Source organism: Pseudoalteromonas shioyasakiensis, from assembly GCA_013391845.1.
GTDB classification, from domain to species: Bacteria; Pseudomonadota; Gammaproteobacteria; order Enterobacterales; family Alteromonadaceae; genus Pseudoalteromonas; species Pseudoalteromonas apostichopi.
In genome coordinates, this window is sequence record CP058414.1 from 251,159 (window position 1) to 276,529 (window position 25,371).

26 protein-coding genes, 4 tRNA genes and 1 pseudogene are annotated in these 25,371 nt (G+C 42.5%); 15 read left to right on the plus strand and 16 right to left on the minus strand.

Annotated elements, in window-relative coordinates:
* The first annotated feature begins 30 nt into the window (after positions 1 to 30).
* On the plus strand, positions 31 to 600 hold the full coding sequence (locus HYD28_01155) for an NAD(P)H-dependent oxidoreductase (protein ID QLE07694.1): 570 nt from the start codon (positions 31 to 33) through the stop codon (positions 598 to 600).
* A 3-nt stretch (positions 601 to 603) separates the two neighbouring features.
* Here HYD28_01155 and HYD28_01160 read toward each other — a convergent pair whose 3' ends face one another.
* Positions 604 to 1,050: a TerB family tellurite resistance protein gene (locus HYD28_01160; protein QLE07695.1), complete on the minus strand. Its 447-nt coding sequence runs from the start codon at positions 1,048 to 1,050 to the stop codon at positions 604 to 606.
* Positions 1,051 to 1,177: 127 nt separating this feature from the next.
* On the opposite strand from HYD28_01160, the gene HYD28_01165 reads away from it, so the two are divergent.
* Positions 1,178 to 1,543: a hypothetical protein gene (locus tag HYD28_01165; GenBank protein ID QLE07696.1), complete on the plus strand. Its 366-nt coding sequence runs from the start codon at positions 1,178 to 1,180 to the stop codon at positions 1,541 to 1,543.
* Between the two features lie 2 nt (positions 1,544 to 1,545).
* On the opposite strand, the gene HYD28_01170 is transcribed toward HYD28_01165, so the two are convergent.
* From HYD28_01170 to fabR, 6 genes are all read right to left on the minus strand, one after another.
* Positions 1,546 to 2,139, minus strand: a complete 594-nt coding sequence (locus tag HYD28_01170; GenBank protein ID QLE07697.1) for a hypothetical protein — start codon at positions 2,137 to 2,139, stop codon at positions 1,546 to 1,548.
* A gap of 122 nt (positions 2,140 to 2,261) precedes the next feature.
* The gene (gene leuD / locus HYD28_01175) at positions 2,262 to 2,861 is read right to left on the minus strand and encodes a 3-isopropylmalate dehydratase small subunit (GenBank protein ID QLE07698.1); all 600 of its coding nucleotides are present in this window, start codon (positions 2,859 to 2,861) and stop codon (positions 2,262 to 2,264) included.
* Positions 2,861 to 4,261 carry a 3-isopropylmalate dehydratase large subunit gene (gene leuC / locus HYD28_01180; GenBank protein ID QLE07699.1) on the minus strand — a complete coding sequence of 467 codons (1,401 nt, stop codon included), beginning with the start codon at positions 4,259 to 4,261 and terminating at the stop codon, positions 2,861 to 2,863. The genes leuD and leuC overlap by 1 nt, the downstream gene beginning before the upstream one ends.
* A 58-nt stretch (positions 4,262 to 4,319) precedes the next feature.
* Positions 4,320 to 5,396 carry a 3-isopropylmalate dehydrogenase gene (leuB, locus tag HYD28_01185; protein ID QLE07700.1) on the minus strand — a complete coding sequence of 359 codons (1,077 nt, stop codon included), beginning with the start codon at positions 5,394 to 5,396 and terminating at the stop codon, positions 4,320 to 4,322.
* Positions 5,393 to 6,940: a 2-isopropylmalate synthase gene (gene leuA, locus HYD28_01190; protein ID QLE07701.1), complete on the minus strand. Its 1,548-nt coding sequence runs from the start codon at positions 6,938 to 6,940 to the stop codon at positions 5,393 to 5,395. Before leuA ends, leuB begins: the two co-directional genes overlap by 4 nt.
* Positions 6,941 to 7,297: 357 nt before the next feature.
* Positions 7,298 to 7,927, minus strand: coding sequence for an HTH-type transcriptional repressor FabR (gene fabR / locus HYD28_01195; GenBank protein QLE07702.1), 630 nt, complete (start codon positions 7,925 to 7,927; stop codon positions 7,298 to 7,300).
* A 117-nt stretch (positions 7,928 to 8,044) separates the two neighbouring features.
* Between fabR and HYD28_01200 the strand changes: the two genes are divergently transcribed.
* Both HYD28_01200 and sthA read left to right on the plus strand, forming a co-directional pair.
* Positions 8,045 to 9,178 carry a fatty acid desaturase gene (locus tag HYD28_01200; protein QLE07703.1) on the plus strand — a complete coding sequence of 378 codons (1,134 nt, stop codon included), beginning with the start codon at positions 8,045 to 8,047 and terminating at the stop codon, positions 9,176 to 9,178.
* A 13-nt stretch (positions 9,179 to 9,191) separates the two neighbouring features.
* Positions 9,192 to 10,622 (plus strand): Si-specific NAD(P)(+) transhydrogenase, encoded by a 1,431-nt coding sequence (sthA, locus tag HYD28_01205; GenBank protein ID QLE07704.1) that lies wholly within the window; start codon positions 9,192 to 9,194, stop codon positions 10,620 to 10,622.
* 44 nt (positions 10,623 to 10,666) lie between these two features.
* Here the strand turns inward: sthA and hemE are convergent, their stop codons facing one another.
* Positions 10,667 to 11,731 carry a uroporphyrinogen decarboxylase gene (gene hemE / locus HYD28_01210; protein ID QLE07705.1) on the minus strand — a complete coding sequence of 355 codons (1,065 nt, stop codon included), beginning with the start codon at positions 11,729 to 11,731 and terminating at the stop codon, positions 10,667 to 10,669.
* Between the two features lie 612 nt (positions 11,732 to 12,343).
* On the opposite strand from hemE, the gene rsd reads away from it, so the two are divergent.
* Both rsd and HYD28_01220 read left to right on the plus strand, forming a co-directional pair.
* Positions 12,344 to 12,814, plus strand: coding sequence for a sigma D regulator (rsd, locus tag HYD28_01215; protein ID QLE07706.1), 471 nt, complete (start codon positions 12,344 to 12,346; stop codon positions 12,812 to 12,814).
* A gap of 143 nt (positions 12,815 to 12,957) precedes the next feature.
* On the plus strand, positions 12,958 to 14,004 hold the full coding sequence (locus HYD28_01220; protein ID QLE07707.1) for an LD-carboxypeptidase: 1,047 nt from the start codon (positions 12,958 to 12,960) through the stop codon (positions 14,002 to 14,004).
* A 54-nt stretch (positions 14,005 to 14,058) separates the two neighbouring features.
* Here the strand turns inward: HYD28_01220 and fkpA are convergent, their stop codons facing one another.
* Positions 14,059 to 14,814 carry an FKBP-type peptidyl-prolyl cis-trans isomerase gene (gene fkpA, locus HYD28_01225; protein QLE07708.1) on the minus strand — a complete coding sequence of 252 codons (756 nt, stop codon included), beginning with the start codon at positions 14,812 to 14,814 and terminating at the stop codon, positions 14,059 to 14,061.
* Positions 14,815 to 15,014: 200 nt separating this feature from the next.
* Between fkpA and HYD28_01230 the strand changes: the two genes are divergently transcribed.
* Positions 15,015 to 16,013: a hypothetical protein gene (locus HYD28_01230; GenBank protein ID QLE07709.1), complete on the plus strand. Its 999-nt coding sequence runs from the start codon at positions 15,015 to 15,017 to the stop codon at positions 16,011 to 16,013.
* Positions 16,000 to 16,212 carry a SlyX family protein gene (locus HYD28_01235; protein QLE07710.1) on the plus strand — a complete coding sequence of 71 codons (213 nt, stop codon included), beginning with the start codon at positions 16,000 to 16,002 and terminating at the stop codon, positions 16,210 to 16,212. The genes HYD28_01230 and HYD28_01235 overlap by 14 nt, the downstream gene beginning before the upstream one ends.
* A 22-nt stretch (positions 16,213 to 16,234) precedes the next feature.
* On the opposite strand, the gene HYD28_01240 is transcribed toward HYD28_01235, so the two are convergent.
* A complete protein-coding gene (locus HYD28_01240) occupies positions 16,235 to 16,438 on the minus strand; it encodes a YheV family putative metal-binding protein (GenBank protein QLE07711.1) in 204 nt (67 codons plus the stop codon).
* Between the two features lie 129 nt (positions 16,439 to 16,567).
* Here HYD28_01240 and HYD28_01245 point away from each other — a divergent pair, with 129 nt between their 5' ends.
* The 7 genes from HYD28_01245 to HYD28_01275 all read left to right on the plus strand — a co-directional run bounded on the left by HYD28_01245 (position 16,568) and on the right by HYD28_01275 (position 22,959).
* On the plus strand, positions 16,568 to 18,487 hold the full coding sequence (locus tag HYD28_01245) for an ATP-binding cassette domain-containing protein (GenBank protein QLE07712.1): 1,920 nt from the start codon (positions 16,568 to 16,570) through the stop codon (positions 18,485 to 18,487).
* Entirely contained in the window at positions 18,474 to 18,899 is a 426-nt protein-coding gene (locus HYD28_01250) for a TIGR02444 family protein (protein QLE07713.1), read from the plus strand. The genes HYD28_01245 and HYD28_01250 overlap by 14 nt, the downstream gene beginning before the upstream one ends.
* 280 nt (positions 18,900 to 19,179) lie before the next feature.
* Positions 19,180 to 19,320: a DUF3149 domain-containing protein gene (locus HYD28_01255; protein QLE07714.1), complete on the plus strand. Its 141-nt coding sequence runs from the start codon at positions 19,180 to 19,182 to the stop codon at positions 19,318 to 19,320.
* A 142-nt stretch (positions 19,321 to 19,462) separates the two neighbouring features.
* Positions 19,463 to 20,443, plus strand: a complete 981-nt coding sequence (locus tag HYD28_01260; protein ID QLE07715.1) for a hydrolase — start codon at positions 19,463 to 19,465, stop codon at positions 20,441 to 20,443.
* A complete protein-coding gene (locus HYD28_01265; GenBank protein ID QLE07716.1) occupies positions 20,440 to 20,697 on the plus strand; it encodes a YheU family protein in 258 nt (85 codons plus the stop codon). The genes HYD28_01260 and HYD28_01265 overlap by 4 nt, the downstream gene beginning before the upstream one ends.
* Before the next feature lie 59 nt (positions 20,698 to 20,756).
* Entirely contained in the window at positions 20,757 to 21,950 is a 1,194-nt protein-coding gene (locus HYD28_01270; GenBank protein ID QLE07717.1) for a membrane dipeptidase, read from the plus strand.
* Positions 21,951 to 22,074: 124 nt separating this feature from the next.
* Complete coding sequence (locus HYD28_01275; protein QLE07718.1) at positions 22,075 to 22,959, plus strand: hypothetical protein; 885 nt, start codon at positions 22,075 to 22,077, stop codon at positions 22,957 to 22,959.
* A 384-nt stretch (positions 22,960 to 23,343) separates the two neighbouring features.
* Here the strand turns inward: HYD28_01275 and HYD28_01280 are convergent.
* The 6 genes and pseudogenes from HYD28_01280 to HYD28_01305 all read right to left on the minus strand — a co-directional run bounded on the left by HYD28_01280 (position 23,344) and on the right by HYD28_01305 (position 25,288).
* A pseudogene (locus HYD28_01280) lies at positions 23,344 to 23,430 on the minus strand (elongation factor Tu).
* A 128-nt stretch (positions 23,431 to 23,558) separates the two neighbouring features.
* On the minus strand, positions 23,559 to 24,743 hold the full coding sequence (gene tuf, locus HYD28_01285; protein ID QLE07719.1) for an elongation factor Tu: 1,185 nt from the start codon (positions 24,741 to 24,743) through the stop codon (positions 23,559 to 23,561).
* Positions 24,744 to 24,879: 136 nt separating this feature from the next.
* Positions 24,880 to 24,955 (minus strand) — tRNA-Thr (locus HYD28_01290).
* Positions 24,956 to 24,968: 13 nt separating this feature from the next.
* Positions 24,969 to 25,043, minus strand: a tRNA-Gly gene (locus HYD28_01295).
* Positions 25,044 to 25,087: 44 nt separating this feature from the next.
* Positions 25,088 to 25,172 (minus strand) — tRNA-Tyr (locus HYD28_01300).
* Between the two features lie 40 nt (positions 25,173 to 25,212).
* A tRNA-Thr gene (locus tag HYD28_01305) sits at positions 25,213 to 25,288 on the minus strand.
* Between the last annotated feature and the right edge of the window lie 83 nt (positions 25,289 to 25,371).

Consider the following 25,371-nt stretch of genomic DNA (forward strand, 5'->3'; position numbering starts at 1 on the left):
CAACAGTGAAGCTTAAAAAAGGAAGCCATCATGACAGCACCAAAAATTATTGCCCTAGCAGGCAGTCTACGTAAAGACAGCTTTAATCAAAAACTGATTAATGAAGCTGCACGCTTCGCCCTCGAAAGTGGTGCAGAAGTAGAAGTGATAAAACTAAGTGATTTAAACTTGCCTTTATTTGATGAAGATATTGAAGCGCAAGGCACGCCAGCTGGCGCACAATTGTTAAAAGATAAGCTTCGCGCTGCTGACGGCATTTTATTAGCTAGTCCAGAGTATAATGGTTCAATTACAGCACCACTTAAAAACGCAATCGATTGGGCATCCCGTACAGAGCAAGGCGCGGTTCCAGCATTTCGTAATAAAATCACGGCGCTTTATGCAGCTTCGCCAGGTGGTTTAGGCGGCTTACGAGGTTTAAATCACGTACGTGATATTTTATCAGGAATTGGCAGTATCATACTTGCTGATCAATTAGCAGTTTCTGCTATCCACACAAAACTAGATGAACAAGGCCGCATCAGCGATGCTGATACAGCCGAGCAAGTTGCGAGCCTTGCCCAGCAACTTGTGAGCGTAGCGAGCAAATTAAATAAATAATTGCTAACTTAGTTTTGTCGCTGCTAGCTTAGCAGCGATAAAATCTTCGTGGGTTACATACAGTAAGCTTGCAACGCGGCGAATAACCATTTCTTCATGCTTATCTAAATTGCCATCTGCGTAGGCTAAACGCCACAACAGCTCGATGATATCAATACGCTGCTCGGCACTGCATTGGGCATTGATTTGTTTTGAAAACTGAAAATAATCTATCGCATCATCAAGGTGCTGAGACGCACTTGCAACTAACTCTTGAACCTCTTCATCGGTAAGAGAAAAGTACTTCTTTAAGGTCTCATTCAGGGTCTGTTGCTCATCATCTTGTAACTCATCATCTGCTCGCATAACCTCAATTAATAACGCAGCAACGGCGGTTTTTAGGTCATGCTCAGAAATATTAGATTGGGTATCGTTCAAAGCTGAAAACAGCTGTTTTATTTTATTGAGCATCACATTTTCCCTTTTTGGGTGTTAAACTACATGTAAGACATAACGTTACCTTAGTTTGACTATGGATGCTAATTCAGGTTCAACATCACGATGAAACAAGGTATTAATCACATGGAGTTAAGTGTTTATGAGTGAAGTGAGAAGTACACAAGCACTATTAATCAGCGCCTTTTTAATATTAGCGGGGTGCAGTTATGCGCAAGCTGCAAAAGGCGAAACAGAAAAACTCTATGATTTTGACGAGAAAGTCCATTATAACCAAACTGCATTAGCCGACGGCCGCTACCACCTCGAAATTCAGTCTGACGACTACAAGCACTTTCGCAATCAAAGCGTATTCTTACTGCGCCATGCAAACCGCTTATGTAGAGACAAACCATTTATGCTAAGAGTGACTGATGGGGTGCAGGAGTATGAACGTTTTCCAACTAAACCACGCGCCTATCAGCCACCTTTAACGGTTGTTTTACAGTGTGAAGACGAAGCTAAATAATACTAGTCTTCATATCCCCACGGCGCGCTTGGCGGCGTGATAGGTTTAGTTAAGTCAAAATCAACGCGAAACTCACGTCCTTCACGTACTAAGCGATAAGTAAATTGCTTAGGATAAATATACATTTGCCACGTGTTACCCATTGATTGGGGAATACCTTGGCTAACAAACAACTCTTTTGAATATTGATCAGCCGGGAACGACTGCGCGTTAGCAAAGCCAGCATCAAGGGTATGACCACCATACATGGTTGATTTATCATCGCTGCCATCTTTATGGCGATGGTCATGCTTTAAACTCAAACCACTGCCAGTTTTTGTGATGATCCAAGTACGAGATGCATCATCACCCACATGAAATGGCACTTGTAACTCACGCTCGTTACAACGACGTACATGCATTACTAGCTTTTTGCCCGCAAACGAGCTTGGACCAGCCGCGTTATCAACGCTCACTTTACCTTCGTAAGCTTTACCGCAATGGGCTGCAATGTTGTCAAAAAAGCCATCATGGCTTGGAATTGACACTAACGGCGCAGGTCGTGCAGCCGCTACTGATGATGCTGCCACGAGCATCGATGCCACTAAGTATTTCATGGTGTGTTCCCTAAATAAAATTTTGCTTAGGCTAATGGTTTAAAGCTTAGAAAGAAAACAATTACGATAAATAACAAAAAACGCGGCCTTGGCCGCGTTTAGGTTCACATGGAAAAAACAGGTTATTGCCAAGGGCGCTCAGCTTTTAGCTTACTTTCAAAGGCGTCAATTTGGCTGTTAAGTGTTTCAGTCACACCGATAAAGTCTAAGCCGCTTAATAAACGCTCTTTAATGTCCTCGCGAATATCAAAGTGAATGGTGTCAAACTTATCGCTACGAAGTTGTTGGTTTTCTAAATCCACTTCGATATGAATATCATCATGCTGTTCACTCAGCACAAATAATTGCTCAAGCGTTTCTGCCGGTAATGCGATAGCAAGCATTTGGTTATTACCGCAGTTATTGAAGAAAATATCGGCAAAACTTTCCGCTAAGATAACTTCAAAACCATATTGCTTTAATGCCCATGGCGCGTGCTCACGCGATGAACCACAACCAAAATTATCGCGAGTTAAAAGAATTTGCGCACCTTGGTAACAAGGACGGTTCAAAATAAACTCAGGGTTTGGCTCGCCATTATCTAAATAACGCCAATCGTAAAAAAGCGCCGCATCAAAGCCGTCACGGCTTGTCGACGTTAAAAACTGCTTTGGAATAATTTGGTCAGTATCAACATTGTTTTTATCTAATGGGGCCATTAAGCCACTAAAAAATACGCTCATTAGGCTTCTCCTCTGATATCAACAAAACGACCATGAATTGCAGCTGCCGCAGCCATTGCAGGGCTCACTAAGTGGGTGCGTCCACCGCGACCTTGGCGTCCTTCAAAGTTACGATTTGAGGTCGACGCACAGCGCTTACCAGCTTCTAATCTATCATCATTCATTGCTAAGCACATTGAACAACCCGGCTCACGCCATTCAAAGCCAGCTGCTTTGAAGATATCTGCAAGGCCTTCGTCTTCGGCTTGTTTTTTTACAAGACCAGAACCTGGAACAATCAGTGCTTCAACACCTGCTGCAACCTGTTTACCTTCAACAATCTGTGCAGCAGCACGTAAATCTTCAATACGGCTATTCGTACATGAGCCAATAAATACGGTATCAACAGTTGCTGAAGACAATTTATCGCCAGCCTTTAAACCCATATATTTTAGTGCGCTGCGAATTGCATCGGCTTTAATTAGATCTGGCTCTTGCTCAGGATCAGGAATGAATTCATCTACGCCAATGACTTGCTCAGGGCTGGTACCCCAAGTAATTTGCGGTTGAATATCAGCAGCTTCCAATTCAACAACATGGTCAAATTGTGCGCCTTCATCTGTTTTTAGCGTTTGCCAGTAGGCAACAGCACTATCAAAGTCAGCACCTTTTGGTGCAAATGGGCGTCCTTTTAAATAATCATAAGTTGTTTGATCTGGTGCGATTAAACCCGCTTTTGCGCCCATTTCAATACTCATATTACAAAGCGTCATACGGGCTTCCATAGACAGCGCTTCGATTCCTTCACCACAAAATTCGGCAACATAGCCAGTACCACCAGCAGTTCCTAATTTACCGATCACTGCCATGATTAAATCTTTTGCAGTAACGGTTGGACGAAGGCGACCATTAATTTGAATTTTTAACGACTTGGCTTTTTTCTGCTGTAGCGTTTGAGTGGCTAGTACATGCTCAACTTCTGAAGTACCAATACCGTGCGCTAGTGCACCAAATGCACCATGGGTAGAGGTATGGCTGTCACCACAAACAATGGTTGTGCCAGGTAAAGTTATGCCTTGCTCAGGCCCCATTACATGCACAATACCTTGGTTAATAGAATTTAAATCATAAAGTTGAATACCAAACTCTTTACAGTTTGCATCCAGTGCCATTAATTGGTTTTTCGACACTTCACTGGCTGCATCTAATGAGCGGCTTTTTGTTGAAACGTTATGGTCCATGGTTGCAAAGGTCTTTTCTGGGCAACGTACTTTGCGGTTTTTCTCACGTAAACCAGCAAAGGCTTGCGGCGAAGTAACTTCATGAACTAGGTGACGGTCGATATAAAGTAAATCGGTTTGATCATTAATACTGGCGACTACATGAGCTTGCCAAATTTTATCGTATAAGGTTTGGGCCACTTGCTATTCCCTCATTTTAGTTACGCTGAGTGACGAGCTCAGCGCTAACAATTTTTAATTAAATACGTGCCACAATTGCCGCAGCAACATCACTGGTGGTGTATCCTGCATTTGGGTAGATATCTGGCGTACCAACACCGGCCTCAACCGCTTCTGCTACCGCTTTTTCAATCGTGCGAGCCGCTTCATCTTGACCTAGTGAGTAGCGCAGCATAAGCGCAGCACTTAAAATTTGTGCGATTGGGTTTGCAACCCCTTTACCCGCGATATCTGGTGCTGAGCCACCAGCAGGTTCATACAAACCAAAGCCAGACTGATTTAAACTCGCTGATGGCAATAACCCCATAGAGCCTGTGATCATCGCGCACTCATCAGACAAAATGTCACCAAATAGGTTATCGCAAAGTAGTACATCAAACTGGCTTGGCTGTTTCACTAATTGCATTGCCGCGTTATCAACATAAATGTAGTCTAGGCTTACTTCTGGGTAGTCTTTGCTCACTTCAGAGACCACTTCACGCCAAAGTACGCTGGTCGCTAATACATTCGCTTTATCAACTGAAGTAACGTGATTACTACGCAGCTTTGCAGCTTCAAATGCAAAGCGTGCGATGCGCTCAATTTCTTTACGTGAATAGGTCTGGGTATCGAAAGCTGCTTCTTGATCACCTTCGCCACTACGGCCTTTTTCACCGAAATAAATACCGCCGGTTAACTCACGCACACATAAGATATCAAAGCCTTGTGCACTGATATCTGCACGGAGCGGTGACGCAGCACTTAGTGCTGGTAATAATTGTGCTGGGCGTAAATTACAGAACAAACCAAAATGCTTACGCAGTGGCAGCAGTGACGCGCGCTCTGGTTGCTCGTTCGGTGGTAAGTTTTCCCACTTAGGGCCGCCTACCGAACCAAATAAAATCGCATCAGCATTTTCGCATGCGCTCAATGTGCTTTGCGGCAGTGCCTGACCAAACTCATCGATGGCAGCACCACCAATCGCGTGGTGATGACGAGTCAAAGTAAAACCAAATTTTTCGCTTACAGCATCCAAGACGGTTTCTGCTGCAGCCATAACTTCTGGACCAATCCCGTCGCCTGCTAATACTGCGATACTGTAATTCGATTGACTCATCCTGCTTTCCTCTGTTGTTTTAAATCAGACACTTTTTGTGCACGATAAATTAAGTTATAAACACGGATCATGGCGCGTACTGACGCTTCAACCACATCCGCTGCAATGCCCGCACCGTGATAAGGGCGACCATCGTATTTAGCAATAATGTTCACTTGCCCAAGCGAGCTGGCGCCTTGGCCTGTTGCTTCTAGGTTGTATTCAATCATTTCGACCGACATACCCGTTAAGCGCTCAATTGCTAAGAATGATGCTTCAACAGGGCCATTACCTGTTGCCGCCTCTTGCTTAGACTCGCCATCAATTGTCATACCGATTGTTGAGCTCGCTACTGATTGTGAGTTAGACGTAGAGTTAACAAATTCAAGTTGATACTTCTCGTCTTTATCTTTGATTTGATTGAAGTAAATCATCGCTTCTAAGTCGTAGTCATACACAGTGCCTTTTTGGTCTGCTAATGCTAAGAAGCTAGTGTATAAGCTATCCATATCGTAATCAGATTTTTGATAGCCTAACTCTTCTAAACGATGCTCAATAACATGACGACCTGAACGCGAAGTCATGTTTAATTGGTTATTAGGTACACCGACACTTTCTGGCGACATAATTTCGTACGTGTTTTGCGCTTTTAATACGCCGTCTTGGTGAATTCCTGAACTGTGTGCAAAGGCATTTTCGCCAACAATTGCTTTGTTTGGTTGCACAGGCATATTACAAATCTTCGCGACTTGGCGCGAAGCACGATAAATTTCTTCACTGCGAATATCGGTATGCACTTTTAAGTGGTCTTCACGCATCTTCATGATCATCGCCACTTCTTCAAGCGAACAGTTACCTGCACGTTCACCAATACCATTAATAGTACATTCGATTTGACGCGCACCGGCTTGTACCGCAGCAATTGAGTTAGCAACCGCTAAACCTAAATCATTATGGCAATGCACACTTAAACGCGCCTTGTCGATGTTTGGTACATTGTTCATTAAGTGATGAATCATCGCTGCATATTCGTCAGGTGTTACATAGCCTACGGTATCAGGTAAGTTGATGGTTGATGCACCCGCATCAATGGCACTCTCAACGATGCGGCATAAATCCCAGTGTGGCGTGCGGCCAGCATCTTCACATGAAAATTCAACGTCATCCGTGTAGTTACGAGCAAGTTTAATCGACTTAACAGCCATTGCCGTTGCATCGTCTAAACTCATACGTAATTTGTGCTCAAGATGTAATGGGCTGGTTGCGATAAAAGTATGAATACGGCCCTGCTCTGCCGGGCGAAGTGCTTCACCACATGCTTCAATATCTTTTGCTACAGCACGTGCTAAGCCACAGATAATTGGCCCTTTCACTTCAGTCGCAATTCGCTGTACAGAGCGAAAATCTGCCGGGCTAGATACCGGAAAACCTACTTCCATTACATCCACATTTAAGCGGCTAATGGTATGCGCAAGTTGAATTTTGTCGTCTTCGGTTAGGCTTGCTTTTAATGCTTGCTCACCATCACGTAACGTTGTGTCAAAAATCCAAACCTTATCTTTCATAAACTGTCCTCGTTCCCAATGACCCATTAGCGAGATAAAAAAAACCCCGCGGTTGCGGGGTTTTTTAATGTTCTACAAATGCATATACACTAAGCCCCGCTCACTGATTTAATCAGTAAGAGGTTTAGTTTTAATGTAATTGAATGTGTAATTTGCATCTTAATTTACTAAATGTGTGTTCAGTGGCTGTATTTTTAACATTCAAAAAACCAGCTTGCAAGCATAATTTTTCCACAAAATCGATTTTCAAATCCCAATTTTAGAAATAAAAATCCACAACAAAGCAATTAACGGGTTAATTAACCCAACTTAAATGTATTGAACGTTTAAAATTTCGGACGGTAAAGCTTCTATTGCTTAGATTAACTTTTGAGATTGATTACTATCACGTACATATAAAGTGGCACCGCGCGCAATGTAACGTAATTGCCAGATCAGGCGTTCAACCAGCTCTTCGCGCTGCGCCCCTTCAATATCGAGGGCCTCGGCACCGGCGTTAAATACCAAAGTCACCATAGCTTCAGCTTGGATATATGCATGAGTTGGATCGCATGGTGTTTCGCTTTCAAGATAATGTGCTAGTTCTAAAATGAAATGTTTAATCTCACGAGCAACCGCGGCACGAAATGCTTTTGAAGTCCCTGAGCGCTCTCGCAATAACAATCTAAATTGGTTGCTCGAGTTATCTATAAATTCCATAAAGGTAACGATTGATGTGGTGATCACACTGCCGCCACTCTCAATACGACGGCGAGCTTGGCGCATAAGTTGGCGAAGTGTTAAACCAGCTTCATCAACCATGGTCAATCCGAGCTCATTCATGTCTTTAAAGTGACGGTAAAAAGAAGTTGGTGCAATCCCTGCTTCACGGGCAACTTCACGCAAGCTTAAATTAGAAAAACTATGATCAGCACTCAATTGATTGAATGCTGCTTCGATCAGTGCTTGTCGTGTTTTTTGTTTCTGTTGCGCTCTAACACCCGACATGGAAACTCCCAGAGTGAACTTTTAATAATTTTTTCGGTTAATGAGACAGTCTAATACTTGACGCGGAGAGAATGAAACACTATTTTAGCGTACAACTGTACGCCGAGATTTATTCAGATGAAAAAACCACCGATTATTTGGACCAATGTGCTATTTTTTAGCCTTACATTTTTGGCCGCGATCACCCTTGTTCCTTGGTATGGCTTTAGCTACGGATACACCAGTACACAGTGGATAGCCTTCGTTGGCTGTATGTTCTACGCCGGACTTTCTATTACTGCCGGTTATCACCGTTTATGGGCACACAAAGCCTATGATGTGCACCCTGTTATTGAAGTATTTTTTGCTTTAGGCGGTGCTTTTGCTCTGCAAAATAGTGCGTTGCACTGGAGTAGCGATCACCGTATTCATCATGGTCAAGTCGATGATCCAATTAAAGACCCATATGCTGCCACAAATGGTTTTTGGTATAGCCACATAGGTTGGATGTTACGTGATTATCAAGGCGAGCAATACGGGAACTATAGTAACTGTCGCGACTTACAAAAAAATAAAGTTGTTATGTGGCAACACCGCCATTATATGAAGTTAGTCGTCGCGACTAATTTTGGTATTCCTTTATTGCTAGGTTTAATGCTTGGTGATGTATGGGGGATGTTATTACTGGTTGGTTTACTGCGCTTAGTATTAAGCCAGCATTTTACGTTTTTTATCAACTCACTTGCACACATCTGGGGCTCACGTCCTTATACAGAAAAGAACACGGCGCGTGATAATGGTTTTTTAGCACTATTCACTTACGGTGAAGGCTATCATAACTTCCACCACATTTTTGCAAGCGACTACCGTAACGGCATTAAGTGGTATCACTATGATCCAACGAAGTGGATGATCCGCTCTTTAGCTGCAATTGGCCTTGCTTCAAAATTAAAGCGCACACCTATTGAGCGAATTGAAAAAGCCAAAGCAGAAACCTTGATGAATAAGACCCAAGGTCGCCTCGCAAAATTGCCTTTAGCGCAAGATAAGCTTACATTATTACAATCTGAGTACGATTTACTGCTGAAAAGACTGCAACACTTCTGTGCCCTGCAAAAACGCGTGTTAGAAATCAAACGAAATAAAATGATGAAGCAGTGCGAAAAATCAGCATTAATGACACAATATCATGAGCTTGAAGCCGCTTGGGAAAACCAAAAGCAGGCTTGGCTTGCACTAAATGCGAGGTTGTTAAAAGCCTCTTTTAGTTAACATAGGAGCGGCTGTGGCCAAACAACAAGTAAAGCAAAAAGATACTCCATCTTATCAATATGATGCGATCATCATAGGTACAGGTCCTGGCGGTGAAGGTACCGCCATGAACCTATCTAAAAGCAACAAAAAAGTCGCTGTTATTGAGCGTCAAGAAGCAGTAGGTGGCGGTTGTGTTCACTGGGGTACTATCCCGTCAAAAGCATTACGTCATTCTGTGAGCCGTTATATTGAATATAAAGCAAACCCGCTTTTTAATATTAGTGAGCGCCCTAACCGCTTAACTTTCCCAGATATTTTGCGCCACGCAAGTAACGTCATTTCAAAGCAATCTAATTTACGTAGCAGCTTTTATGAGCGAAACCGCATTCATATGTATCAAGGTGATGCTGAGTTTATTGATAAACACACTATCAAAGTGACGCACCTAGACGGTTCGTTTGAAACTCTTACTGCACAAACGATTGTTATTGCTACTGGCTCGCGCCCTTACCGTCCACCGGGTGTAGACTTTAAACACCCACGTATATACGACAGCGATACGATTTTAGGCCTTGAAGATGACCCTCATCGTGTGCTGATTTATGGTGCCGGTGTGATTGGTTGTGAATACGCCTCTATTTTTAAAGGCTTAGGTGCCAAGGTTGACCTGGTGAATACCCGCGACCGCCTACTGGCCTTTATGGATGCAGAAATTTCAGATGCTCTAAGCTATCACTTTTGGAATAGCGGTATTGTTATTCGTCATAATGAAGAGTTTGATCGCGTAGAAACTCGCGATGATTGTGTGGTAATGCACTTAAAATCAGGTAAGCGCGTAAAAGCTGACTGTATTTTATTTGCCAATGGTCGTACTGGTAACACAGACACACTCAATCTTGAAGCTGTTGGCCTAAAAGCGGATGGTCGTGGCCAGCTTAGAGTGAATGAAACATACCAAACAGAAGTCGACAACATTTATGCTGTCGGTGATGTAATTGGTTACCCAAGTCTTGCCAGTGCGGCATTTGACCAAGGCCGTATTGCAGCCGATGCGATTGCATGTGGTAACTGTGATGAGAAGCTGATCATTGATATTCCAGCAGGTATTTATACAATTCCTGAAATGAGCTCAGTCGGTAAAACAGAGCAAGAGTTAACAGCAGCAAAAGTCCCTTACGAGGTAGGTCGTGCTCAATTCAAGCATTTAGCGCGTGCGCAAATTGCGGGCACTGAGGTAGGTAGCTTAAAGATTTTATTCCATGTTGATACCAAAGAAGTACTTGGCGTGCACTGCTTCGGTGAGCGTGCCTCTGAAATCGTTCACATCGGCCAAGCAATTATGGAACAAAAGAACGGCGGTAATAACATTGATTACTTTGTAAATACCACGTTCAACTACCCGACCATGGCAGAAGCCTATCGTGTAGCTGCACTAAATGGTTTAAATCGTTTATTTAAGTAACAAAAAGCCCGCTTAATGCGGGCTTTTTTATGACTAGCTTTTGCTTATTTGTGGTATTTACCACTGAATTCATGAACGGCGTTGATAAATACACCTGCGTTTTCTGGGTCTACATCTGGTGTAATGCCATGACCTAGGTTAAATACATGGCCAGAGCCTGTACCAAAGTCTTCTAGGATAGTCGCAACTTCTTGGCGAATTCGCTCAGGCGTGCCATGCAGCATGGCTGGGTCCATGTTACCTTGTAGCGCTACTTTATCGCCAACACGACGTTTTGCATCACCGATGTTAATTGTCCAGTCTAGGCCTACTGCATCACAGCCAGTTGCTGCAATTGCTTCAATCCACTGACCGCCATTTTTAGTAAATAACGTCACTGGCACTTTACGGCCATCGTATTCACGAATTAAGCCATCAACAATCTTGTGCATGTATTGTAATGAAAACTCATTGTAGTCACGTGGGCTTAATACACCGCCCCATGAGTCAAATACCATTAACGATTGCGCACCCGCTTTAACTTGCGCGTTTAAGTAGTCAATCACTGAGTCAGCTAATTTATCAAGTAATAGGTGCAGGGTTTGCGGCTCTGCAAAGGCCATTTTCTTGATTTTACCGAATGTTTTGCTGCTACCACCTTCAACCATGTAAGTAGCAAGTGTCCAAGGTGAACCAGAGAAACCAATTAGCGGTACTTCACCTTTTAATTCGCGGCGAATCGTACTTACCGCATTCATCACATAACCAAGCTCATCAGTTGGATCGATATTTGGGATTTTTTTAACATCTGCTAATGAAGAAATCGGACGTTCAAATTTCGGACCTTCACCTGTTTCGAAGTAAAGACCTAAGCCCATAGCATCAGGAATAGTTAAAATATCACTGAATAGAATTGCAGCATCAAGCGGATAACGACGTAATGGCTGTAACGTTACTTCACAAGCAAGTTCAGCGTTTTTACATAAACTCATAAAGTCGCCTGCTTGGGCACGTGTAGCACGGTATTCAGGTAAATAGCGGCCAGCTTGGCGCATCATCCATACCGGTGTGACATCAACAGGTTGCTTTTGTAGTGCACGTAAATAACGATCGTTTTTTAATTCGCTCATGCGTATAGAATCCTAGAACTGAATGAAATTGAGCAGATTGTATCACCATATTGCGCGTCTCACTATGGATAGATAATCAAGGCTAGATATAGATCATGTTTTTTAAGCCAGTCTAAGCCTACCGTGCGTTTTTTGCACAAAAACAAAATAAATTTAAAACTTTTCATTAATAAATTTGCAACATCCAAAAAAGCTTGGTATAACTTACCCCGCGTTAACAAAAACAATAATAAAAATCTTATAACAATAAGAACAACAATCTTCCCATAATAATAAGAACGCTTGTTTAACAAGTCTTAGAAAAAGAATTAAACCACCACTTTTGGTGGTTTTTTCTTTTCTAAATCAGTAATTTACACACCCATTCCTTAGATAAAAATTGCAAAATTAATACTAGTAGTTTTGAATCAATTCCCATACACTGCAATTAGAGAAAAAAAAGTCCACTCTAAAAAACAAGGGTGCTTCTTAGCCTATTCAATGCTAAAAAATATGCCTTTAGGATGACTTTTACAATCTGTTGCAATTAGACACTAAGAATTTAGTTGATCTTTGTGTCATATTTCCTTTTTATATATACAAAGGAAAACCTACTCAGCGAGGAGATGAAATATGCTGACGCGTTTGGAAAAAGCTCAACAAAAGTGGGGCGGTAGTCACTCTGTAATCGACAAATGGCTTACAGAACGTCAAGAGCTGCTTGTGTTGTTCTGCCGTATTGCAGGCTTTTCACCGTATGAAAAGAAAGATCACGCCCTTCCTGATCAACTGCAAATTCAAAACTTTTGCCAAATTCTGATGGATTACCTTTCTGCTGGCCATTTCGAAATTTACGACGACATTGCCAAAGCGTGTGAAGAAAAAGGCCCTGATAGCCAAAAGTTGGCTAATACCTTATATCCTCGCATTTCTGAAACCACAGATGTAGCACTCGATTTTAACGACAAATACGCAGAAGTAGAGCAAGACGACCTGCTTGATGAGTTTGATAAAGACTTATCAACGTTAGGTGAAGCCCTTGAATTACGCTTTGAATTAGAAGATGAGTTAATCGACAACTTATATTCAAATCACACCAGCTAACATCAGTTACACAGCAGAGAAATACTCTCTGCTGAAAGTTTCTTTTTGCCATCTCCAAAAGAATCATCTATTCCATTTCGTAACAAATATTTGAAATATTTTTTTCAATGCGATACTCATACTATAAAAACATGAGGCTCGCTATGAATAAACGGTCATTTTTAAAGTCACTCTCAATCCTTGCAGCAGGCGCAAGTCTAACATCAACTCCCTTAATGGCTGCACAAAATAGCTGTACCCAAACATTAATAAAGCCAAAAATACTGGCAAAGGGAGGCACTATAGGTGTGTGCAGTCCATCAGCAGCCACCGCGCAGCAGGCTGATATCGTACTAGCAAAGGGCGTTATAGAAGCATTAGGCTACAAGGCTAAGCTTGCACCAAACATTCTGGCAAGACGAGGGCACTTAGCTGGCACAGATGCAATGCGAGCTGGCGATTTGAATAGCTTATTCAGTGATAAAGAAGTTGATGCCATTTTGTGCTTACGTGGAGGTTCAGGGGCCGCCCGTATTTTACCTTTGCTTGACTACGCGATGATCCGTAACAATCCAAAACCACTGATGGGATATTCGGATATTACTGCTCTGCACAACGCGTTACTCTCTCAAGCTGGGTTAATCAGCTTTCATGGTCCAAATGCATCAAGTGACTGGAACCCGTTTCATGTCGCGCAATTTAAGAGCATGTTCGAAGCGCGTAAGCTGATGTATTTCCAAAACTTACCAAAAGCCGAAGATGAGTTAGTTAACACACAATATTTGACCCAAACGATTACTCCAGGTAAAGCTACTGGACAATTAATAGGTGGCAACTTAACGGTGCTGACTGCCCTTGCAGGTTCGGACTATTTACCTGACTTTAATGGCGCAATTTTATTTTTAGAAGATATCGATGAAGCGCCGTATCGAATTGACAGAATGATGAGTACACTAAAACTCATGGGCGCACTTGATAAGATTGCAGGCTTTGTATTTGGTGATTGTAATGACTGTAGGCCTGGCCGAGGTTATGGCTCATTAACCCTTGACGATATTTTTGCAGATTATATAAAACCGCTGGGAATTCCTGCTTATCGTGGAGCCATGATTGGCCATATTAAACGCCAATTTATTTTACCTGTTGGCACTTTGGTTGAGCTTGATGCAAATAATGGCACATTAAAAATGAAAGAAGCGGCATTTAGTTAATAAACTTCACGCGTAAAAAAAGGGCCTATAGGCCCTTTTCTAGTGAGTTAAATATTACTCAGCTGGAACAGCTTTATCATCGCTTTGGATTTCAAGTAATTCTACTTCGAAAACAAGCGTTGAGTTTGCTGGGATCTTACCAAGATCACGCTCACCGTATGCAAGATCAGATGGAATCGTGAACTTGTACTTAGAGCCAACTGGCATTAATTGTAAACCTTCAGTCCAACCAGGGATCACACGGTTAAGTGGGAACGTTGTTGGTTCGTTACGTGAGTAAGAGCTATCAAATTCAGTACCGTCAATTAAAGTACCTTTGTAATGTACTTTAACAACGTCAGTTGCTACTGGCTTTTCGCCTTCACCTTCAGTGATTACTTCGTACTGTAAGCCAGACTCAGTTACAGTAACGCCTTCTTTCTTCGCGTTTTCAGCTAGGAATTTCTCGCCTTCAGCTTTGCTCTTTTCAGCTTCTACTTTCGCTTTTTCTTCTTGCTTGGTACGAATGCTTTGATCAAGCGCCGTTAATACTTCACGAATTTTTTCGTCATCAAGTTTAGCGTTACCTGCTAGTGCGTCTTCAAAACCACGCTTAAGAAGTGCTTCGTCTAATTCAACACCCAGTGCTTTTTTATCTGCAAGATCTTGGTTTAGGAAGTTACCAACCGACGCACCAATACCGTATGCTTGTTGTTGAGCTTCAGTCTCTAGTTTAACTTCAACTTGCTGTTCTTTTTTTGCTTCCTGATTACAAGCTGTTAGCGCTAAAACTGACGCTGCAATCAATGACAATTTAATCGTCTTTCTCATTTTATATCTCCGACACACTTTGCAGTTGTCAATTATTGTATTATTACTAGTTAAAGATTAACGACCTACATGGTAGGCTGCTTGTCTAATAACTAACGTCATGCAATTGCATGATCAGCGATTAGACTAACAACCTAGGCCTTCAACGAGACCTAGTCTAACCTCTCAATCACTAAGAGTTAAGGGGAAATACTCGTAATATGTCGATATTTCGTACTTTTTTGTATCTGCTCAGCCTTTGCTTAGTTGCAGGCTGCTCTGAGCAACATGAGCAATCTACTGCACGCTATGAGCATGCGGCTAGAGGAGCATTTGCTTCCGCGCTTTCGCACGATGGCAAATACAGCCTAATCTCATCAATACACCATGGGGTTGCACTGTGGGATAATCAACAGCAAGTGTTAAAATACCAATGGTTCCAACAACAAGCTCAAGATAGCCTCGTTCACACCGTAGCTCTTTCTTACGACAATAGCCATGCTGTTACCGCCGAGAAGTCCACATTCGCAGTGTGGGACATTGCTACGGGAAACAACACAGGTTATTACAAAATTCACGCCTCAACCATTAGAGATATCGCGATAAGTAACCAAGGGCGCAGCGTATTATACGGCCGCGCCGACGGTGTAGTCGTTTACCTCGACTTAGAGAGTGGAAGGCGCATAGAGTTCCTTGGTCATCAAGAAAAAGTTAATGTTGTTGACCTATCACCTAACGGCCACTACGCCATCAGTGGTTCAAATGACTACGTTGCTTACTTTTGGGATACTCGTACAGGGCAGGTGATCCATCGCTTTAATCATCCAAGTCGCGTTACTCAAGTCGCCCTTGATCCACAAGGTCGTTACGCATTTACCTCAGACAGTATGAAGCAAGCAAATGTATGGCGGCTGACTACAGGTGATCTTGTTAGCAAACTGGCGTATATTGCGCGTCAGAAAATTTTTACCGCCGTCCGTTTTAACGATGAAGGCACTTTAATTGCCACCGGTTCACCCAATCGATTAGTCGATTTATGGCAGCTTGAATCTGGTAAAAAATTACAAACGTGGCAAGTTATTCCTCGTGAAGGAAGCCGCCCGAAATCAGCCGTGGTGTTAGATGTTGCGTTTACTGATAACAACCAAGCGTTATTAACCGAAAGCTCCAGCGGATTCGCTGAAAGTTTTAATCTAAGAGAATCAAATGAATACAATTGAAAATCGTCTAATGGAACTTGAAGCGAAAGTCGCTTTTCAAGATGAAACAATTGAAATATTGAATGATGAGCTTAAAGCGCACCAACAGCAGTTGGCAAAAATGAAACGCCAGACTGAGTTACTTGCAGAGAAGATCAAAGAATCACAACAGCCTTCTTTGATGTCGCAAATGCAAGAGCCGCCACCGCCGCACTATTAATTAGGTAGGATAGAGCCGGGAATTAATCGCCCGGCTTAAATACACCAATCACTTGCTCAAATTGGCGTGTTGAGGCTTGCACAGCCTGTTCTGGTTGCGTCATTTTGTGGCCACACTGTACGCACTCCACTTTTTCCACATCATGTTCTTTATAAAGCATCATGGTGTCCATAGCCTTACACTCAGGGCATGATGCGCCAGCAATAAAGCGTTTCTTTTGTCTCATAGATGATCTCCCGTGGCATGTAGGTGGCTATTTTAGCCTAATAACTCTCTGTTTGATACGATTGCGAAGCCTAATGTGATCCGTGTTATGATAGCGGCAATTTAATTAGTGCTGTGCAAGTAAACTTTCATGATCCAAATTTCAGACATCGAACTTCTACGTGGTGGTAACGCCTTATTAAAAGGTGCCTCTGCAACCTTATTCCCAGAGCATAAAGTCGGCCTTGTTGGCGCTAATGGCTGTGGTAAATCAACGCTGTTCGCGCTATTAAAGTCTGAATTGCAACTCGATGCCGGTGAATGCCAAATTCCTAAAGACTGGTCAATAGCCTCTGTAAAGCAAGAAACACCCGCGCTCGAAATCAGTGCCCTCGATTATGTATTACAAGGCCATCCTGAATATTACGCGCTAAGAATTGCACTACGCGAAGCTGAGCAAAATAATGATGGCGATGCGCAAGCTAAAGCACATATTGGCCTAGAATATATTCAAGGCTACAGCATTGAAGCAAAAGCCGGCGAACTGTTACACGGTTTAGGTTTTAGTAATGAGCAAATAGACAACCCGGTGAGCGCCTTTTCGGGTGGTTGGCGTATGCGCTTAAACTTGGCGCAAGCGCTTATACGTGATGCCGATTTATTGCTGCTGGATGAACCAACCAACCACTTAGACCTAGATGCCGTGTATTGGTTAGAACGTTTTTTACGGGCCTACACAGGCACTCTGGTGCTCATTTCCCATGACAGAGAGTTCCTCGATGCCGTGGTTGACCAAATTTGGCACATAGACTCACAAAAAATAAACGTTTATAAAGGCAACTACTCGCAATTCGAACGTCAAAAAGCAGAGCGCTTATTACAACAACAAGCGATGTTCGAAAAACAACAAGAACAAATTGCTCACCTTGAAAAGTTTATTACTCGCTTTAAAGCAAAAGCCAGTAAAGCTAAGCAAGCACAAAGCCGCGTAAAAGCGCTAGAGCGTATGGAAAAATTGGCCCCAGCCCATGTTGACTCACCCTTTGATTTTGAGTTTGCTGAGCCAACGGCCCTGCCAAATCCATTAATGACACTCGACCAAGCCAAAGCAGGTTATGGCGACATCACCATTTTACATAGCATCAAGCTAAATCTTGTTCCAGGTAGTCGCATCGCCCTGCTTGGCCGTAATGGCGCGGGTAAGTCAACACTCATTAAATTATTAGCCGGCGATTTACAGCCTCAAGCTGGAGAAGTATTTCAGCATCAAGGCTTAAATATTGGTTACTTTGCTCAGCATCAGCTTGAGTCACTTGATTTAAAAGCCAGTGCTGTGACCCATTTACAACGTTTAAACCCGCAAGCTCCAGAGCAATCACTGCGTGACTTTTTAGGTGGCTTTGCTTTTTTTGGTGATAAAGCACTTGAGCCAGTTGCGCCATTTTCTGGCGGTGAAAAAGCCCGTTTAGTATTAGCCATGCTGGTGTATCAAAAGCCAAACCTTCTGTTACTGGATGAGCCAACTAACCACCTAGATTTAGAAATGCGCCATGCCCTAGTGATGGCACTACAAGGCTTCGAAGGTGCTATGGTTACCGTATCGCACGACCGTCACATGCTAAAAAATACCGCTGATGAGTATTACCTCGTTGATAACGGCGAAGTAACACAATTTGGTTATGACCTTGATGCCTATTACCAATGGCTACTCAATGCTAACAAAGAAGCTGCTAAAAGCACTGAAGACAATGCCTCTAAAGCACATTCAAGCGTTAACCGTAAAGAGCAAAAGCGCTTAGAGGCAGAATTTAGAAAGTCAGTACAGCCGTTGAAAAAGCAAATCGAAAAGCTTGAAAAGCTACTTGATAAGTATTCTACAGAGCTTGGAGAAATCGAAAATGCACTTGCTGACAATGACTTATACAATGATGAAAATAAAGCCAAACTGACAGAGCTGCTTAGTAAACAAGCAAACTTAACCCCGAAGCTAAATGACGTTGAAGAAGAGCTACTCATGGCACTTGAAGAGCTTGAAGAAAAAGAGCAGGCCTTTGCCGATGAAAACGCTTAACAGCGAGGAATTTTGGCAGTTTGCATGTCAGCTTTACAGCAAAGATGGCATGCAAACAAAGCTACTAGACTATCAAAACCAGCAAGGCAAAAATGTGAACCTTTGCCTACTGCTTTATTATCTGGACTCATTAGAGCTTGCTGTAACCCCACCTCAACTAAGTGAGCTTGAGTCATGCATAGCCGAGTTTGACCAGCACGCTTTACAACCCTTACGTGCAACACGCGCCTACCTTAAAACTATACAAACCGAGCTTCCAGACTACCCCACTATTCGCAAAGAGTTACTCAGCGCAGAACTCAAGCTCGAAAAACAGCAACAACAATTACTTATAAACACATTAAATAGCATGGCACTCTCTCGGTGTCCTAATACTAACAATATAATGCTATATATAAGCGATAAGCGATAAGCGATAAGCGATAAGCGATAAGCGATAAGCGATAAGCGATAAGCGATAAGCGATAAGCGATAAGCGATAAAATTTCTCCTACCATTTAATTAAAAATCAAGCTAACAACATTAAAAGACCATCCAATCGCTCTGCTTAACTCTCAACGCCCCCATTAAACTTGATCCAAATCAACTATTAAATCGCCTTAGTTAGCATCAGGAAAATTGCTTGATCTGGATCATATCAGCCGTCCTCAAGCCAGCCTATGATTAACTCATAGACATTAGGAGGCACAACCATGAACGTATTCTTCAGAGATTTTTTTAGCGACCCAGTTTTATTTATGTCATTCGGCATTTTGGCAGTTGTTATCGTTTTATGCCTTTTCTATGTTGGTTACTTTATTAAAAAAGTTCACGACGCAGAAGTTCCTAAGTAAGAATTAAGCACGACGCACAAAGCCCCTATTCAATTTATTGTTTAGGGGCTTTTTATTTGTATATAGCAAAAATCTCGCAGCGGTTCTCAAAAAGCAAAAACTTGCTACAATAGGCGCTTATTTTGTTTCGAAAGTGTCAGCTATGTTACCTGAGTTTAAGCCTGCGTGGTGGATGCGCAATCGCCATTTACAAACCATAATGCCGCGCTTTTTTCGCCCTTTTCATAATACCCGCTACGACTTATCGACAATCGATACCCCTGATGGTGACTTTTTAGAACTAGCTTGGGCAATCCCTCATAACGAACAAGCCCCACTCGCCATTGTATTGCATGGTTTAGAAGGCAACATAAATAGTTTTTATGCTAAAGGCATGATGAAAAAACTAAAGCAGCAAGGCTTTGCAGTGGTGTTAATGCATTTTCGAAACTGCTCACGCGAAGTTAACCGTTTAGCACGTGCTTATCACAGTGGAGAAACAGAGGACCTACGCTTTTTCATCAGCCACCTTAAGAGCAAATTTCCAAAACGCCCGCTTTTTGCTGTGGGCTTTTCATTAGGTGGTAATGTGCTTGCAAAATATTTAGGTGAGCAAGGTGCTAAATCGAACTTAACAGGCGCAGCAGTTGTGTCTGCGCCGTTTGACTTGTCATCGTCTTGTGAAGTTATTCGCAAAAGCTTGGGCAAAATATATCAAAAGTATTTGCTCGACCGTATGAAAAAATCAATGCAAAGAAAGCTGCCACAAATCGAACAGCAAATTAACTTAACACCTGAAAAACTAATGGCGATTGATGACTTATGGCAATTCGATAACATGCTCACAGCACCACTACATGGCTTTGCTGGCGCTGAAGATTATTATCAACAAGCTAGCGCAAAACCATTTTTGAAAAGCATTGCAACGCCTACGCTTATTGTGCACGCCAAAGATGACCCTATGTTATCAATAAAAGCTGTGCCAGATAGCTTAGATGTGAGTGAACATGTTACGCTGCGCATCTCTGAACAAGGTGGTCATGTTGGCTTTATTAGCGGCAAAAACCCTTTTAAACCCAAGTATTGGCTTGAAAGTATTGTTCCAGAGTATTTTCAACAATTAATTAAGAAAGAGCAGCTATGATCATTCCTCACGACCGCCTTGATAAAGAAACCCTACATAATTTAATCGAAAGCTATGTTTTACGTGAAGGTACTGATTACGGCGAACAAGAGTTTAGTATTGAAAGCAAGGTCGCGCAGGTTCACCAACAACTTAAAAGTGGTGAAGCTATGGTGTTTTTTTCTGAGTTACATGAGTCAGTTACGATTATCTCTAAAGCTGAATTCATCGCTTTGCAAGCCGATCCAGAGTACCAAGCGTCGTTTAACGACTAAACTTGTAAGTTATACAGTAACCCTTCACAATGACTTTTTAACTTAAAGAGCCATTAAAAATGAAAAAACTAAGCTCACTGGTTGCTGCGGTTTCTTTGGCCCTGATTGGTCAAGCAAACGCAGCTCAGGTTACTGCATCAGATAAAGCCATTAAGCTGGCAAAAGACACTATTTTAATCGATACCCATATCGATGTACCTTACCGTATTCATAACAAATGGGCAGATGTAACAAAAGCCACAAGCGACGGAGACTTTGATTATCCACGTGCAGTGCAAGGTGGTTTGAATGCCCCTTTCATGTCAATTTACATTCCTGCAAACCTAGAGTTTGAAGGCAAAGGTAAGAGCTATCAATTAGCAAATCAGCTGATCGATTCTATGGAAGCCATTGTGCAACGCGCGCCAAATAAGTTCGCTATTGCAGACTCTACTGCCGATATTAAAGAGCAATTTAAACAAGGCAAAATGTCGATTGCTATGGGTATGGAAAACGGCTCGCCTATCGAAGGCGACATTAAAAACCTTAAGCATTTTTATGAGCGTGGCGTACGTTATATCACTCTAGCTCACTCACAAAGCAACCATATTTCTGATTCATCTTATGATATTCGTCGTAAGTGGAAAGGCCTGAGCCCATTTGGTAAAGAACTAGTAAAAGAAATGAACAACATTGGTATGCTAGTTGATGTTTCGCATATTTCTGATGATGCGTTTTACCAAGTAATGGAAATTTCAAAAGTACCAGTGATTGCTTCACACTCGTCACTTCGTAAGTATACGCCTGGTTTTGAGCGTAATATGAATGATGACATGCTATTGGCGCTGAAAAAGAATGGTGGGGTGATTCAAATTAACTTCGGCTCAAGCTTTGTTACAGCAAAAGCTGGCTCTTGGTACGATCAACTAAAATCTGCAAAAGCCGATAAGAAAAAAGACGGTACTAAACTAAGCAAAGATTTTGACGCAGCTTATCGTGCTAAAAACCCATTCCCATTTGCGAGCTTAGAGCAAGTACTTGATCACATTGACCATGTAGTTGAACTAATTGGCATCGATTATGTGGGTATTGGCTCAGATTACGATGGTGTAGGCGACTCTCTACCTACTGGCTTAAAAGATGTGTCTAGCTATCCGAACCTAGTGCAAGGTCTAATGGACCGTGGTTATAGCGATAAAGACATCAAAAAGATTTTAAGTGGCAATATGCTACGCGTATGGCAACAAGCCGAAGCATACGCAAAAGCCCATTAATCAGCTTTAACTCTATTTAAAAGCGCAGCTAACTAGCTGCGCTTTTTTATCAATATAAGTAATTGATAATACAAATAGCCTGTTTTAATCTGCTAGTATTACAAAGCAATTTGGGTGATGTGATATGTCGACTTGGCAAGGGAATATTGCGTTGGTTTTTGCAAGCATTGCACTGGGCTTATCAATTTATAGCCAAACAAAATCAACTCCTACTGACAAACCTTTTCTAATTCAACCAGCAAAATCTAGCTTAAAAGAGTTAGCTATTCCTGAGCAAGACCGAGAAAATCTCATTGCTTTACATGGCTATATTTTAGACCTAGAAACACGCATTCACGAGCTTGAGCATCAAACTCCAACCATTGCTCCTGAGCTACTTGCCTCATTGGTAAAGCAAGCAATCGAACAACAAGAAAGTGAGCGACGCGCCGAGATTGAAAAGAGAAACCCTGCTCTTGGTTGGCTAAGTAATTTACCTGACGACTACCGCGAACGCATTAAAGCAGACCCACAATATGCTGACTCTTCGATAAATGAAGCACTCGCAACATTGCTTAATTTAAGCAAATCAGAAAATGAGCGTTTAGCAGCATACGGCCAACTAAAAATGACCTTAAGCATGCTCAGGCGCGACCTAGATGAAAGCCAAGCAAATGCAGTAATCGATGCCATGATAAGCATCAGTGAATACACTAATGATGCCAAGATCCGAGTTAGTGCCCTAGAGAGTTTATCTCGGCAAACAAACGTTTCGCCAAAACTCGCTGAGCATTTTCAGAAGTTACTACAAACGGACGATAATAATTATGTTCGCAATATTTCTGCCACTGCACTGATTGGACAATTTTTCCGTGCAATGCGAGACGGAAATAATAGTTTCGCCACCGATTTAGCAGAACGAATAACTACTCTTGAAAATAGCAGTAATGCAAAAGTTGCCGAAATTATGGCTGAAAATCTAAAAAGCCCACGCTTAAGAGAAGAGCTAGACAAAGCGTTAGGGAAATGAAAAAGCGGCTTAAAGCATGCAGCTGATAGCTTTTTCACCCATAAAAAAAACCGAGATTAAGCTCGGGTTTTTCTTAATGCTTGATGCATTACTATAGTTGATTACTCAACGATAGTTGCAACAACACCAGCACCAACTGTACGGCCTCCGGCTCATCACAGAGCTCTTTGCCTTCAAGCTGCGGGAGTTTCACTCCCGAACTCCCCGCTTTCAGCCTTCACGGATAGCGAAGCGTAAACCTTCGTCCATTGGGAGTTTGAAGGCGGCAGATTAGTCTTTCACTCTAAACTGCTTAAAACTTACAGCTGATAGCTTTTTCACCCATAAAAAAACCCGAGACTAAGCTCGGGTTTTTCTTAATGCTTGATGCATTACTATAGTTGATTACTCAACGATAGTTGCAACAACACCAGCACCAACTGTACGGCCACCTTCACGGATAGCGAAGCGTAAACCTTCGTCCATTGGGAGTTTGAAGGCGGCAGATTAGTCTTTCACTCTAAACTGCTTAAAACTTCAGCTGATAGCTTTTTCACCCATAAAAAAACCCGAGACTAAGCTCGGGTTTTTCTTAATGCTTGATGCATTACTATAGTTGATTACTCAACGATAGTTGCAACAACACCAGCACCAACTGTACGACCACCTTCACGGATAGCGAAGCGTAAACCTTCGTCCATCGCGATTGGGCAGATTAGTTCTACAGTCATCTTGATGTTATCACCAGGCATTACCATTTCAACGCCGTCTGGTAACTGTACGTCACCTGTTACGTCAGTTGTACGGAAGTAGAACTGTGGACGGTAACCTTTGAAGAATGGAGTGTGACGACCACCTTCATCTTTAGAAAGTACGTATACTTCTGAAGTGAACTTCGTGTGTGGAGTGATTGAACCAGGCTTAGCTAGTACTTGACCACGTTCAACGTCTTCACGCTTAGTACCACGTAGAAGTGCACCGATGTTCTCACCCGCACGACCTTCGTCTAGAAGCTTACGGAACATCTCAACACCTGTACAAGTTGTCTTCGTAGTTTCTTTGATACCTACGATTTCAACTTCGTCATTCACGTTGATGATACCAGCTTCAACACGGCCAGTTACAACAGTACCACGACCTTGGATTGAGAATACGTCTTCGATAGGCATGATGAATGGCTTATCGATGTCACGCTCTGGCTCTGGGATGTAAGAATCTAGTGCTTCTGCAAGCTCAACGATTTTGTCTTCCCACTCTTTCTCGCCTTCTAACGCTTTAAGCGCTGAACCTTGGATTAGTGGTAAGTCATCACCTGGGAAGTCGTACTCTGAAAGAAGTTCACGAACTTCCATCTCAACTAGCTCAAGTAGCTCTTCGTCGTCAACCATGTCACATTTGTTCATGAATACGATGATGTAAGGTACACCAACCTGACGAGAAAGTAGGATGTGCTCACGAGTTTGTGGCATAGGACCGTCAGTCGCAGCAACTACTAGGATTGCGCCGTCCATTTGAGCAGCACCAGTGATCATGTTTTTAACATAATCGGCGTGTCCTGGACAGTCTACGTGTGCGTAGTGACGAGTTGGAGTATCGTACTCAACGTGTGAAGTTGAGATTGTGATACCACGCTCACGCTCTTCTGGAGCGTTATCGATTGATGCGAAGTCTTTAGCTACACCACCGTATACTTTTGCAAGTACGTTTGTGATTGCTGCTGTTAGAGTTGTTTTACCGTGGTCAACGTGGCCGATTGTACCAACGTTTACGTGCGGTTTTACGCGTTCAAACTTTTCTTTTGCCATGACGGAACCTATCAGTTTTGTGTATCTAGATTACATATGAAAATAATCCACCGAGGGTAGATTAATTTAATTTTTTCAAATTTCAAATAGTTTTTTCTGACAGATAAAGGAAGATATTAAGATGAGTTCTCGATACTGGTGCTGATAGGCAGATTTGAACTGCCGACCTCACCCTTACCAAGGGTGCGCTCTACCAACTGAGCTATATCAGCAACACCAGAAGTCTGGAGCGGGCAGCGGGAATCGAACCCGCATCATCAGCTTGGAAGGCTGAGGTAATAGCCATTATACGATGCCCGCATAGGAACCTGTTCTTAAACTACCTCTAACCGTCAAGAATAAAGTGGTGGAGGGAGCTGGATTCGAACCAGCGAAGGCTGAGCCGTCAGATTTACAGTCTGATCCCTTTGGCCGCTCGGGAACCCCTCCACGAAAATTCTTTACTAAGTCACTTCCGGTAAAAGGAAAGTGGTGCCGACTATCCGAGTTGAACGGATGACCTACTGATTACAAGTCAGTTGCTCTACCAACTGAGCTAAGTCGGCACTGCTTTAGTACGGGGCGAGATTCTAAGGTAAGGTTTATTGTGATGCAACCATAAAATTAAAAAAAATGTGATTTTATGTGT

What these genes read in the sequence shown, in the direction of transcription:
- HYD28_01220 (QLE07707.1), top strand. Translation starts at nt 12,958, where the DNA reads ATGAATAAACGGTCATTTTTAAAGTCACTCTCAATCCTTGCAGCAGGC.
- leuA (QLE07701.1), bottom strand. Translation starts at nt 6,940, where the DNA reads ATGAAAGATAAGGTTTGGATTTTTGACACAACGTTACGTGATGGTGAG.
- HYD28_01240 (QLE07711.1), bottom strand. Translation starts at nt 16,438, where the DNA reads ATGAGACAAAAGAAACGCTTTATTGCTGGCGCATCATGCCCTGAGTGT.
- HYD28_01270 (QLE07717.1), top strand. Translation starts at nt 20,757, where the DNA reads ATGAAAAAACTAAGCTCACTGGTTGCTGCGGTTTCTTTGGCCCTGATT.
- tuf (QLE07719.1), bottom strand. Translation starts at nt 24,743, where the DNA reads ATGGCAAAAGAAAAGTTTGAACGCGTAAAACCGCACGTAAACGTTGGT.
- rsd (QLE07706.1), top strand. Translation starts at nt 12,344, where the DNA reads ATGCTGACGCGTTTGGAAAAAGCTCAACAAAAGTGGGGCGGTAGTCAC.
- HYD28_01235 (QLE07710.1), top strand. Translation starts at nt 16,000, where the DNA reads ATGAATACAATTGAAAATCGTCTAATGGAACTTGAAGCGAAAGTCGCT.
- HYD28_01245 (QLE07712.1), top strand. Translation starts at nt 16,568, where the DNA reads ATGATCCAAATTTCAGACATCGAACTTCTACGTGGTGGTAACGCCTTA.
- HYD28_01155 (QLE07694.1), top strand. Translation starts at nt 31, where the DNA reads ATGACAGCACCAAAAATTATTGCCCTAGCAGGCAGTCTACGTAAAGAC.
- fabR (QLE07702.1), bottom strand. Translation starts at nt 7,927, where the DNA reads ATGTCGGGTGTTAGAGCGCAACAGAAACAAAAAACACGACAAGCACTG.
- hemE (QLE07705.1), bottom strand. Translation starts at nt 11,731, where the DNA reads ATGAGCGAATTAAAAAACGATCGTTATTTACGTGCACTACAAAAGCAA.
- HYD28_01275 (QLE07718.1), top strand. Translation starts at nt 22,075, where the DNA reads ATGTCGACTTGGCAAGGGAATATTGCGTTGGTTTTTGCAAGCATTGCA.
- HYD28_01170 (QLE07697.1), bottom strand. Translation starts at nt 2,139, where the DNA reads ATGAAATACTTAGTGGCATCGATGCTCGTGGCAGCATCATCAGTAGCG.
- HYD28_01250 (QLE07713.1), top strand. Translation starts at nt 18,474, where the DNA reads ATGAAAACGCTTAACAGCGAGGAATTTTGGCAGTTTGCATGTCAGCTT.
- leuD (QLE07698.1), bottom strand. Translation starts at nt 2,861, where the DNA reads ATGAGCGTATTTTTTAGTGGCTTAATGGCCCCATTAGATAAAAACAAT.
- HYD28_01200 (QLE07703.1), top strand. Translation starts at nt 8,045, where the DNA reads ATGAAAAAACCACCGATTATTTGGACCAATGTGCTATTTTTTAGCCTT.
- HYD28_01255 (QLE07714.1), top strand. Translation starts at nt 19,180, where the DNA reads ATGAACGTATTCTTCAGAGATTTTTTTAGCGACCCAGTTTTATTTATG.
- HYD28_01230 (QLE07709.1), top strand. Translation starts at nt 15,015, where the DNA reads ATGTCGATATTTCGTACTTTTTTGTATCTGCTCAGCCTTTGCTTAGTT.
- fkpA (QLE07708.1), bottom strand. Translation starts at nt 14,814, where the DNA reads ATGAGAAAGACGATTAAATTGTCATTGATTGCAGCGTCAGTTTTAGCG.
- HYD28_01265 (QLE07716.1), top strand. Translation starts at nt 20,440, where the DNA reads ATGATCATTCCTCACGACCGCCTTGATAAAGAAACCCTACATAATTTA.
- leuB (QLE07700.1), bottom strand. Translation starts at nt 5,396, where the DNA reads ATGAGTCAATCGAATTACAGTATCGCAGTATTAGCAGGCGACGGGATT.
- HYD28_01260 (QLE07715.1), top strand. Translation starts at nt 19,463, where the DNA reads ATGTTACCTGAGTTTAAGCCTGCGTGGTGGATGCGCAATCGCCATTTA.
- HYD28_01160 (QLE07695.1), bottom strand. Translation starts at nt 1,050, where the DNA reads ATGCTCAATAAAATAAAACAGCTGTTTTCAGCTTTGAACGATACCCAA.
- HYD28_01165 (QLE07696.1), top strand. Translation starts at nt 1,178, where the DNA reads ATGAGTGAAGTGAGAAGTACACAAGCACTATTAATCAGCGCCTTTTTA.